The 10,451-nt window shown below is 31.7% G+C and carries 9 protein-coding genes; all 9 read left to right on the forward strand.

The window, feature by feature from the left end:
* Positions 1-51: 51 nt before the first annotated feature.
* On the forward strand, positions 52-1,308 hold the full coding sequence (locus DFQ10_RS04100) for a sulfate adenylyltransferase subunit 1 (protein ID WP_115816094.1): 1,257 nt from the start codon (positions 52-54) through the stop codon (positions 1,306-1,308).
* 9 nt (positions 1,309-1,317) lie between these two features.
* Positions 1,318-2,109 carry a 3'(2'),5'-bisphosphate nucleotidase CysQ gene (gene cysQ / locus DFQ10_RS04105; protein ID WP_115816095.1) on the forward strand — a complete coding sequence of 264 codons (792 nt, stop codon included), beginning with the start codon at positions 1,318-1,320 and terminating at the stop codon, positions 2,107-2,109.
* A gap of 131 nt (positions 2,110-2,240) precedes the next feature.
* A complete protein-coding gene (locus DFQ10_RS04110) occupies positions 2,241-3,680 on the forward strand; it encodes a lipopolysaccharide biosynthesis protein (RefSeq protein ID WP_115816096.1) in 1,440 nt (479 codons plus the stop codon).
* A gap of 19 nt (positions 3,681-3,699) precedes the next feature.
* Positions 3,700-4,689 carry a GNAT family N-acetyltransferase gene (locus DFQ10_RS04115; protein ID WP_115816097.1) on the forward strand — a complete coding sequence of 330 codons (990 nt, stop codon included), beginning with the start codon at positions 3,700-3,702 and terminating at the stop codon, positions 4,687-4,689.
* A gap of 4 nt (positions 4,690-4,693) precedes the next feature.
* Complete coding sequence (locus tag DFQ10_RS04120; protein ID WP_115816098.1) at positions 4,694-5,677, forward strand: polysaccharide deacetylase family protein; 984 nt, start codon at positions 4,694-4,696, stop codon at positions 5,675-5,677.
* A 2-nt stretch (positions 5,678-5,679) separates the two neighbouring features.
* Positions 5,680-6,831, forward strand: a complete 1,152-nt coding sequence (locus DFQ10_RS04125; RefSeq protein WP_115816099.1) for a glycosyltransferase family 4 protein — start codon at positions 5,680-5,682, stop codon at positions 6,829-6,831.
* A 2-nt stretch (positions 6,832-6,833) separates the two neighbouring features.
* Positions 6,834-8,264 (forward strand): MBOAT family O-acyltransferase, encoded by a 1,431-nt coding sequence (locus tag DFQ10_RS04130; protein ID WP_115816100.1) that lies wholly within the window; start codon positions 6,834-6,836, stop codon positions 8,262-8,264.
* Positions 8,265-9,176 carry a hypothetical protein gene (locus DFQ10_RS04135; RefSeq protein WP_115816101.1) on the forward strand — a complete coding sequence of 304 codons (912 nt, stop codon included), beginning with the start codon at positions 8,265-8,267 and terminating at the stop codon, positions 9,174-9,176.
* A 105-nt stretch (positions 9,177-9,281) separates the two neighbouring features.
* The coding region (locus DFQ10_RS04140; RefSeq protein WP_147299180.1) for an MBOAT family O-acyltransferase at positions 9,282-10,451 on the forward strand (1,170 nt) is incomplete at its 3' end.

A 10,451-nucleotide genomic window follows, 5' to 3' on the forward strand; every position in this document is an offset into this window, starting at 1 on the left:
ATTAATTAAATGTACTAAAGCCTAGCAACTAACAACTAACAAGGATTAAAAATGGATTATCAAGATATAGAATTATTGCGTTTTACAACGGCAGGTAGTGTAGATGATGGAAAAAGTACATTAATTGGACGTTTGTTGTATGATAGTAAATCAATTTTTCAAGACCAATTAGATGCCGTTGAGGAATCTAGTAAATCTAAGGGGTTCGATTATGTAGATTTATCCCTACTTACAGATGGTTTAAAATCAGAACGTGAGCAAGGTATTACAATCGATGTGGCATATCGCTATTTTGCAACACCAAAGCGTAAATTTATCATTGCAGACACACCTGGTCATATACAGTATACCAGAAATATGGTGACAGGTGCATCTACGGCAAACCTTGCTATTATATTGATTGATGCGCGTAAAGGGATGTTGGAGCAAACGCATAGACATGCATTTATTGCGTCTTTATTACGTATTCCTCATGCTATCGTATGTGTTAACAAAATGGATCTGGTAGATTATAGTGAAGAAATTTATAATAATATCGTTTCAGATTTTAAGGCGTTTTCGTCTAAATTAGGGATTAACGATATTCAGTTTATTCCAATTTCAGCCTTAAATGGTGATAATGTGGTTAACCGTTCAGAGAAAATGGATTGGTATGGCGGAAGTACGTTGATGTACCATTTAGAAACCGTTCATATTTCAAGTGATCATAACTTGGTAGATTGTCGTTTTCCTATCCAGTCTGTAATTCGTCCTCATACTTTAGAAAATCAAGATTATAGAGGTTTTGCTGGTCGTATTGATGGTGGTGTTTTTAAGCCAGGTGACAAAGTAAAGTCATTACCTTCAGGTTTTGTGTCTACCATAAAAACTATTGAGCTTAATGGAGAACAAATTTCGGAAGCATTTGCACCGATGTCTGTAACCATGACACTAGAAGACGAAATAGACAACAGTCGTGGAGATATGATTGTGCGCGAAAATAATGTGCCAGAAATAGGGCAAGATTTAGAGGTGTTAGTGACTTGGATGAGTACAACTCCTATACATGCACGCACCAAAGTTGTAATTAAACATACCACTAACGAATCTATTGGTATGGTAAAAGAGTTAAAATATAAAATCGATATCAATACCTTACACCGCATTGAAAATATAGATAAAGTGGAGATGAACGAGATTGCTCGATTGTCTATCCGAACCGCTAAACCAATGTTTTACGATGCGTATAAAAAGAATCGTCAAACAGGTAGTGTTATTATTATTGATGAGCAAACCAATGAAACCATTGGTGCTGGGATGATTATTTAATTATTTGACATGAATAAAAATTTAAAAACAGCAATAATTGCTGCTTTAGAGGCTGGAAAAGCAATTCTAGATATCTATCATTCCGATGATTTTCAGGTGGAAATTAAAGGCGATAATTCACCATTAACCAAAGCAGACGTAGCATCGCACAATGTAATTATGTCGCACTTAAGTGCTACAGGCATTCCGGTGTTGTCAGAAGAAGGTAAATCTATTCCTTACAATGAAAGAAAGGATTGGGGTCAATTATGGATTGTAGATCCTATTGATGGTACCAAAGAGTTTATTAAACGCAACGGTGAGTTTACGGTAAACATTGCACTCATAGAAAACCAAAAAACAGTAATTGGTGTTATTTATGTACCTGTTTTAGGGGATCTTTATTTTTCAACTAGTGACAGCGGTGCATATAAAGTATCGGTGAATCTCGAAGATTATAATGTAGACACTTTAGTAAGTCAAGCTAGTAAATTACCTCTAGAAAGAGAAAATAAAACGTTTACTGTTGTAGCAAGCCGTTCTCACATGTCGCCTGAAACGGAAACTTATGTTTCTGAGATGCGAGAAAAGCATGGTGATGTCAACTTAATTTCTAAAGGAAGCTCATTAAAATTGTGTATGGTTGCAGAAGGGCAAGCAGATTGTTACCCAAGGTTTGCACCAACCATGGAATGGGATACGGCTGCAGGTCAGGCCATTTGCGAACATGCAGGTTTTGAGGTGATAGACTGGAGTACAAAAGAGTGTATGTTGTATAATAGAAAGGAATTATTGAACAATTGGTTTTTGGTGAGAAAATAGACTCATTTTTGTTACTAAAATGTTAGTTTTAGAACATTAAATTTTTGATATAACACATTGATAGTCTATATGATTAGATATATTTACACCGCAAAACTTTTTAGATTTCTAAATTTAATTTCAACCCAATCGTGCAGCAAAAGACATTAAAAAAACAAGTTATAGGTGGTATTGCTTGGCGTGGATCTGCGGATGTTATTCAGCAAGTCTTACAAATTGTGTTCACCATTGTTTTGGCAAGACTATTAACCCGTGGTGATTTTGGATTAGTAGCTATGGCACTTATTGTAAATCGCTTTGTTAAAGCGATGACGAGTATTGGTTTTGGATCAGCTATTATACAAAGTCAGGAGATTACAAAAGAGCAAATATCCGGCATTTTTTACATTCAATTGGCTCTCAATATAGTTCTAACTGCAGTCGTTTATTTTGGATCAGGTTTAGCTGCATCGTTCTTCGAAGAGCCTGATTTAGTGCCAATTATTCAAGTAATAGCATTTGTTATTTTTATACAAACGTTTCAGTTTCCAAATATTATATTGCGCAAGCGTATGGAGTTTAAAAGCTTTTCGATTGCAGAAATTGTTTCTATGGTGACATCTAATATAGCTGCTATTATAATGGCGCTTTATGGTTTTGGTGTTTGGTCCTTAGTGTGGAGATTAATTTTGCAACGATTAATTTATGGTGCTCTATCGTTTTACTATGGAAAATGGTTACCTGGAAAACCAGAATTTAGAGGTATAAAACCTTTATTTAATTTTGGTATAAATATGATGGGTGCACAAATGGTGTATTTTTTTGCGGAGAACATGATCGGTATGCTTACAGGAAGATTTCTCGGAAAGGAAGTTATGGGACTCTTTAATATAGCTTTTAATTTGGCTATTGTGCCAGCGAGTAAAATTCAATCCGTTTTAACATCAGTTTTAACACCAGGTTTTTCTAAAATACAATATCATGCAGAAAAATTTAGAGCGAACTATACGCTTGCTTTGGGCTATACATCATTAGTTTTTATACCCTTTATGGTGATGCTTATGGCGATAAGTCAGAATTTGATTTTTACATTTTATGGTGAAAAATGGCAAGAGGCAGGGAGCTACTTAATGGTACTCTCTGTAGTTGGGTTATTGAGAGGGTTGTCTCATATTTTAAGAAGTGCTATAATATCTAAAGGAAAATCTAAAGTTATATTTGTGTCAACGATAGTAGAGGTAGTGTTCTCATTGCCAATCATGTATATTTTAATGCAAGATTTAGGTATTTATGGTTTAATGATTGGCTATCTATTAGGTGCTTTATTTGGGTGGATTTATACGTCTATCTATTATAACAAAGCACTAGAGCAAAAGAATGCAGCATTATCTACGATTAAGGACGCAGTATTAATTGCTATAATAGTATTTATTCCAGTGTATAGTATTAATTTCTTGGATATAAAGCCAGTAATTGGGTTAATAATACAACTGATCATAGGGTCTATTATTTTTGTAATTATATTGAGAAGTTTAAAAAGAGAACTGTTTGATAATATACTTATTAAATTAAAGATCAAAAAAAACAAATAATTTTATAAGTTAATACTATATGCATCAAGTAACACTACTAGATAAAACATCCAAAACTGAAGTTAATCAATGTCTAGATTTATTAGAAGGTAGTTTTGGTAAGGGCTTGGATTATTACCAATGGAAACACAATGTAACTCAAGAATATGGTATTGAGGAATATACATTTTGTGTTTTTAATGATAACTTATGTATTGCTACATTGCAAATTATTGTAAATGAAATGATTATTATGGGAAAGCCTTGTCGCTTTGCACTGCTGTCAGATGGTGCTACTCATAATGATTATAGGCGGTTAGGCTTGTTTGAAAAGTTACTCAGTCATGTAAATGAATTTTGTACTAGTAGAGATGTTTCATTTATTTACGGAACAGGAAATGATAAGTCTAGGAAAGCCTTTTATAAATTAGGTTTTGAGGATTTTTTTTCGTCTACTAAAGCTTCTAAAAGAATACGGTATAATCACCCATTAATGAAAGGTTATAACTTGTTTTTAAATGTATTTGGTAAACTTGCCATAAAACAAAAAGATAACATCAAGGAAATAGCTATTGAAGATTATGCTAAGTTTTATACGAATCAAAAAAATAAATATGCAATAACTTGCGAGAAATCTCAAGCATATTTAAAATGGAGATTAGATGATACCACTGGGAGTTATAAGATATATGGAGCTTTCGATGCACATAAAAAAATACAGGCAGTAATGGTTGTTAAAAGGTCTAATAACATGCTTTATATTGTTGATGCGATCTACAATCAGGAAATGAAGTACCTTAATCAATTACTAAAATACACCTCTGACTTAGCTACTCTAAATAAAAACATTATAAAGATAAATAGCATTCATAATAACTTTAAAGGTATTAAAAAAATGCTTGAAGATAACAATTACAAAATATCTAAAGCGGGCTCAAGTACATTGTTGTATATCATAAATACAGATTTTAAAATACCTTATTCAGAATTAGAAAATATGCATTACATGCGAATAGATAAAAACGAATAGTAGCATGAATTCAAATATATATTTAAGTATAACAATTGATACCGAATGCGACAAAGGCGCAAAATGGAAAGTGAAGCAACCCATGTCATTTCATAACATGTACAATGGCGTGGTTAATCGATTACAGCCGTTATTTGATAAATATAATGTAAAAGCAACCTACCTTTTAAGTCCCGAAATTATAAGGGATGAAAGATCTGTAGAAATATTAAAAAAATTTGACAGCAAAGTGGAACTCGGAACTCATTTGCATGCAGAGTTTATAGAGCCACAAGCCAATTTTACGTCTGACACTACTAAAGAATTTCAAAGTAATTTTGACCCAGAAATTGAAAAGGCTAAGCTTGTAAATTTAACCAATTTGTTTATTGAAACATTTGGTTATCGGCCACTTTCTTTTAGAGCTGGTCGTTTTGGAATTAGTAAGTACTCTTTAAAATTTTTGCAAGACTTAGGATATTTAGTAGATAGCTCTGTAACTCCAGATTTTACAATAAAAAATAAAGAAAGTAAACAGGTGATTAATTTCTTTGGAGCACCTTACCAACCTTATTTTCCGTCTGAAAAAGATTTTCGACGTCACGGTAAATTAAGTATTTTACAAGTTCCTGTCACGGTAGTTCATAAGAGAGTATTGAATGTTCCTTTGTGGATTAAAAGAGGTATAATGGTAGATAAATCTTACCAACATATTATCTTTAATTATTTAACGCAATTTTCTAAACCAAGATGGTTAAGACCTACGTATGCAGACATAGATCAAATGAAAAGCATTACAAATGATATGGTAAAACAAGCAAAAGGAAGTGATGTCTTTTTATGTATGATGTTCCATAGTAATGAATTTGAAGTGGGTATGAGTCCTTATAGTTTAAATGAAGCAGCTGTAGATAAAATCTTAGATAGGTTAGATGCTTATTTAAGTTGGGTAACCTCTAAAGATAACTTTTCGTCATTAGGTCTTTCAGAAATTAAAACCAAGTTTTAAGAATGGTTAATGTAGGTGTTCTAACAAGTAATCATTACCCTCGTTTAGGTGGTATGGAAATAGCTGTGCATAATCTTGTGAAAAATATGCAATCAATGGAAGGAGTTTCGGCAGCGGTTGCCTGCAGTACAATGCCAGAAGTGCCTAAAACGTTTCAGTATCCTTATCCGTGTTATAGATCAAAAAGTTTTTCTGTTTTTACTCCGTTTCTTTTTGAGCGAAATCAGTTAAAAATGATAAAAGAAAATAATATTAATGTTTTGCATGGACCAATGCTTCATGGAGGGGGTTTTGAAGCTGTAAAACTTTCCAAGAAGCTAAATATTCCTGCAGTTGTACATTCCAGAGGTTCAGATGTTCAATTGGTGAAAGAAATTGGTTATGGAGCGCAGTTAGAAGCAGGCAGCCTTGCTAAGCTCAAACAGGCAATTAAATACTCTAATCAAATAATTGCAGTAAGTGAAATTAATAAAGAAAACTTGTTAGAGTTAGGAGCAGATATAGGTAAAATATCTGTGATACCTAATGGTATTCTAATTAATGAGATTAATAATATACCTTATCAAGATTTTAGGACTAAATATGGTCTGTCTCAAGACGATTTTGTAATTATTACAGTAGGTAGAAATAGACCAGTGAAACGAATGGAATTGTTGTTTGAGGCGTTAGAAAAGCTCAAAGATTACAAAAACATAAAATGTCTGTGTGTAGGGCCAAAAGAGAACTTGACTACATTAGCCTCAAAATACAATGTTTTAGATAAGTTAGTTTTAACAGGCAAAATACCAAAAGAATCTAACTTTAATATAATGCAGCCTTATGCAGAACTAATAAATACATTTAGAAGTGCAAATCTATATATATCCACATCTTATGTGGAATCTTTTGGCAATGCAGCTGCAGAAGCTTTAGCATGTGGTATTCCAATTGTTGTAGGACAAAAGCATGGAGTCAGAGATGTGGTACTAGAAGGAGAAACGGGTTGGGTTATGCCAAAAGAAACTCCAGCGTCCTTAGCAGAACTTATTATTGGTTTGTATGAGAAACGTCAATCACTTTCAGAAAAAACAGAAATAATTAAAGCTTCAGTATCACATTTAACATGGCGAAATGTGGCGCAACAAACAGTTGAGGTTTATAAAAAGATGTTTTAATTATGCTATTTAACTCATTTGAATATTTAATATTTCTTCCAACGGTTTTTCTGTTGTACTGGTTTGTTTTCAATAAACATTTAAAACTTCAAAATTTATTTTTGCTGGTTATAAGTTATGTTTTTTATGGCTGGTGGGATTGGCGATTTCTTGCACTTATAGCGTTTAGTTCATTTGTAGATTATAATATTGGTTTGCGATTAGATAGAACCCAAGAGCAAAGAAAACGGAAGCTATTATTGTATATAAGTATGCTCGTTAACTTAGGTTTTTTAGGATATTTTAAATACTATAATTTCTTTATCGATAATTTTAAGCTGGCTTTTGAGTCAATTGGTATTAACATGCATTTGTCTTCGCTTCAGATTATTCTACCAGTAGGAATCAGTTTTTACACGTTTCAAACCATGAGTTACACTATTGATGTGTATCGAAAAAAATTAGAGCCTACAAAGAATGTTATTGAGTTTTTTGCTTATGTAAGCTTTTTTCCACAATTAGTAGCAGGTCCAATTGAGCGCGCAAAAAATTTATTACCACAATTTAAGGTTAAAAGAAAGTTCTCCTATGATTTAGCTTCAGACGGAATGCGCCAAATTCTTTGGGGATTATTTAAAAAGATGGTTATAGCAGATAATTGTGCGGTTTATGTCAATCAAATTTTTGATGCACCTCAAGATTATAATAGTCCTACTTTAATATTAGGAGCTGTGTTATTTGCATTTCAAATTTATGGTGATTTTTCTGGATATTCCGATATCGCTATAGGAACTGCTAAATTATTTGGTTTTAATTTAATGCAAAACTTTGCGACTCCATATTTTTCTAGAGATATTGCTGAGTTTTGGAGACGTTGGCATATTTCTTTATCTACTTGGTTTAGAGATTACGTTTATATTCCCTTAGGAGGAAGCAAAGGAGGTAAATGGATGAAAGTCCGCAATACATTTATAATATTCTTGGTGAGTGGATTTTGGCATGGTGCCAATTGGACATTCATTGTTTGGGGATTTTTAAATGCATTATTTTTTCTGCCATTACTATTAACTAATAATAATAGAAATCATATTGATGTTGTTGCTTCAAATAAAATGTTGCCAAGTATAAAAGAGATTTTTCAAATAGGTGTCACTTTTGTATTAACATGTTTTGCATGGATATTTTTTAGGGCTAAAAATATGTCGAGTGCATTAAATTATTTACAAGAGATTGGTACATTTCAATCTTCAGAGGCAATCTTGCCAGTTAAAGTACTATTAGTTATAGCGCTAATGGTTTTATTAGAATGGGGACATAGAGAAAGAAGCTTTGCATTGCAGTATTCTCCATCAGATTCTGTTATTAAAATGAGAATGATATATGCTATAGTCGCTTTTTTAATACTAACTTTTGGTAATTTTGAATTAACCGAATTTATTTATTTTGACTTCTAAATGAGAAAATTTCTAAAAAAAATAAGTCTTTATGGTTTTGTATTGGTTTTCGGATTTTATTTAGGGGCCTATTTACTATCTATATATGTTTCATCTAGAGATTTTGATAATTCAAATACAAAAAATAGTGTAAATATATTTCCTAAAAAAGAGAGCTATGACTTTGCATTTATGGGAATTTCTCATGCCAGGATTTACTCAAGAGGAAGTAATTATAAAATACTTCAGAATCTACTAGATAGTTCAATTCTAAATTTAGCAAAAGGAGGTGGTAAGTGTGGTTTAAATGATCAAGTCTTTTATCTTAAATATTACATAGACAAGGATGTTGATATTACAAATGTGATTCTAGTACTATCACCAACCTTATTTCTAACTAGTCACTTAGATTCTGCCACGAATACTTTTAATGATGAACCTTTAGATTTTGATTTTTATATGAGATACCTCACTTACGAGGCTCCTAATAAGTATAAGCGACTTTTTAATTTTGTTAAAACTAAATATAATACTAAAACTTGGATAACTCTGAAGCCAATTTCTGATTCTAGAAAGACGAAGATAATAGACTCAATAGATCATCTTAAATTAAAAAAAATGTTTAAGTTATATTATCCAAACGGATTTGATGGTATAAATCAAAATGAAAAAACTTTAATGCGTTTAAAAAATCTCTGTGATCAAAATAAAATAAACTTAAAAATTATAATTCCACCTGCTTTATTTGGTGAATGGCCAGGACATGATTTGTTAAAAAATAGCCTATTAAAAAATCGGTTTGTAGAAGAAGTAGATTTTTACGATTTTTCTAATATGATAAAGGAAAAAAAATATTATTATGATGAACATCATCTAAATTCAGACGGAATAGAGTATTTTTTTAAAAATATTTCAGAAAAAATAAATAACTAGTTATTTATGAAATTAGACATATTTGATAAACCCACTTTTGCAAAAGATACCGCAATACAATTGTAATGTTGAGTGCTTGGTTTCATTCCAAAAAAATAATTAGTTATGCTATTTAACTCATTTGAATATTTAATATTTCTTCCAACGGTTTTTCTGTTGTACTGGTTTGTTTTCAATAAACATTTAAAACTTCAAAATTTATTTTTGCTGGTTATAAGTTATGTTTTTTATGGCTGGTGGGATTGGCGATTTCTTGCACTTATAGCGTTTAGTTCATTTGTAGATTATAATATTGGTTTGCGATTAGATAGAACCCAAGAGCAAAGAAAACGGAAGCTATTATTGTATATAAGTATGCTCGTTAACTTAGGTTTTTTAGGATATTTTAAATACTATAATTTCTTTATCGATAATTTTAAGCTGGCTTTTGAGTCAATTGGTATTAACATGCATTTGTCTTCGCTTCAGATCATTCTACCAGTAGGAATCAGTTTTTACACGTTTCAAACCATGAGTTACACTATTGATGTGTATCGAAAAAAATTAGAGCCTACAAAGAATGTTATTGAGTTTTTTGCTTATGTAAGCTTTTTTCCACAATTAGTAGCAGGTCCAATTGAGCGCGCAAAAAATTTATTACCACAATTTAAGGTTAAAAGAAAGTTCTCCTATGATTTAGCTTCAGACGGAATGCGCCAAATTCTTTGGGGATTATTTAAAAAGATGGTTATAGCAGATAATTGTGCGGTTTATGTCAATCAAATTTTTGATGCACCTCAAGATTATAATAGTCCTACTTTAATATTAGGAGCTGTGTTATTTGCATTTCAAATTTATGGTGATTTTTCTGGATATTCCGATATCGCTATAGGAACTGCTAAATTATTTGGTTTTAATTTAATGCAAAACTTTGCGACTCCATATTTTTCTAGAGATATTGCTGAGTTTTGGAGACGTTGGCATATTTCTTTATCTACTTGGTTTAGAGATTACGTTTATATTCCCTTAGGAGGAAGCAAAGGAGGTAAATGGATGAAAGTCCGCAATACATTTATAATATTCTTGGTGAGTGGATTTTGGCATGGTGCCAATTGGACATTCATTGTTTGGGGATTTTTAAATGCATTATTTTTTCTGCCATTACTATTAACTAATAATAATAGAAATCATATTGATGTTGTTGCTTCAAATAAAATGTTGCCAAGTATAAAAGAGATTTTTCAAATAGGTGTCACTTTTGTATTAACATGTTTTGCATGGATATTTTTTAGGGCA

The organism is Winogradskyella eximia (assembly GCF_003386165.1).
In the GTDB taxonomy this organism is placed as follows: Bacteria; Bacteroidota; Bacteroidia; order Flavobacteriales; family Flavobacteriaceae; genus Winogradskyella; species Winogradskyella eximia.

What these genes read in the sequence shown, in the direction of transcription:
- DFQ10_RS04100 (WP_115816094.1), top strand. Translation starts at nt 52, where the DNA reads ATGGATTATCAAGATATAGAATTATTGCGTTTTACAACGGCAGGTAGT.
- cysQ (WP_115816095.1), top strand. Translation starts at nt 1,318, where the DNA reads ATGAATAAAAATTTAAAAACAGCAATAATTGCTGCTTTAGAGGCTGGA.
- DFQ10_RS04115 (WP_115816097.1), top strand. Translation starts at nt 3,700, where the DNA reads ATGCATCAAGTAACACTACTAGATAAAACATCCAAAACTGAAGTTAAT.
- DFQ10_RS04120 (WP_115816098.1), top strand. Translation starts at nt 4,694, where the DNA reads ATGAATTCAAATATATATTTAAGTATAACAATTGATACCGAATGCGAC.
- DFQ10_RS04125 (WP_115816099.1), top strand. Translation starts at nt 5,680, where the DNA reads ATGGTTAATGTAGGTGTTCTAACAAGTAATCATTACCCTCGTTTAGGT.
- DFQ10_RS04130 (WP_115816100.1), top strand. Translation starts at nt 6,834, where the DNA reads ATGCTATTTAACTCATTTGAATATTTAATATTTCTTCCAACGGTTTTT.
- DFQ10_RS04135 (WP_115816101.1), top strand. Translation starts at nt 8,265, where the DNA reads ATGAGAAAATTTCTAAAAAAAATAAGTCTTTATGGTTTTGTATTGGTT.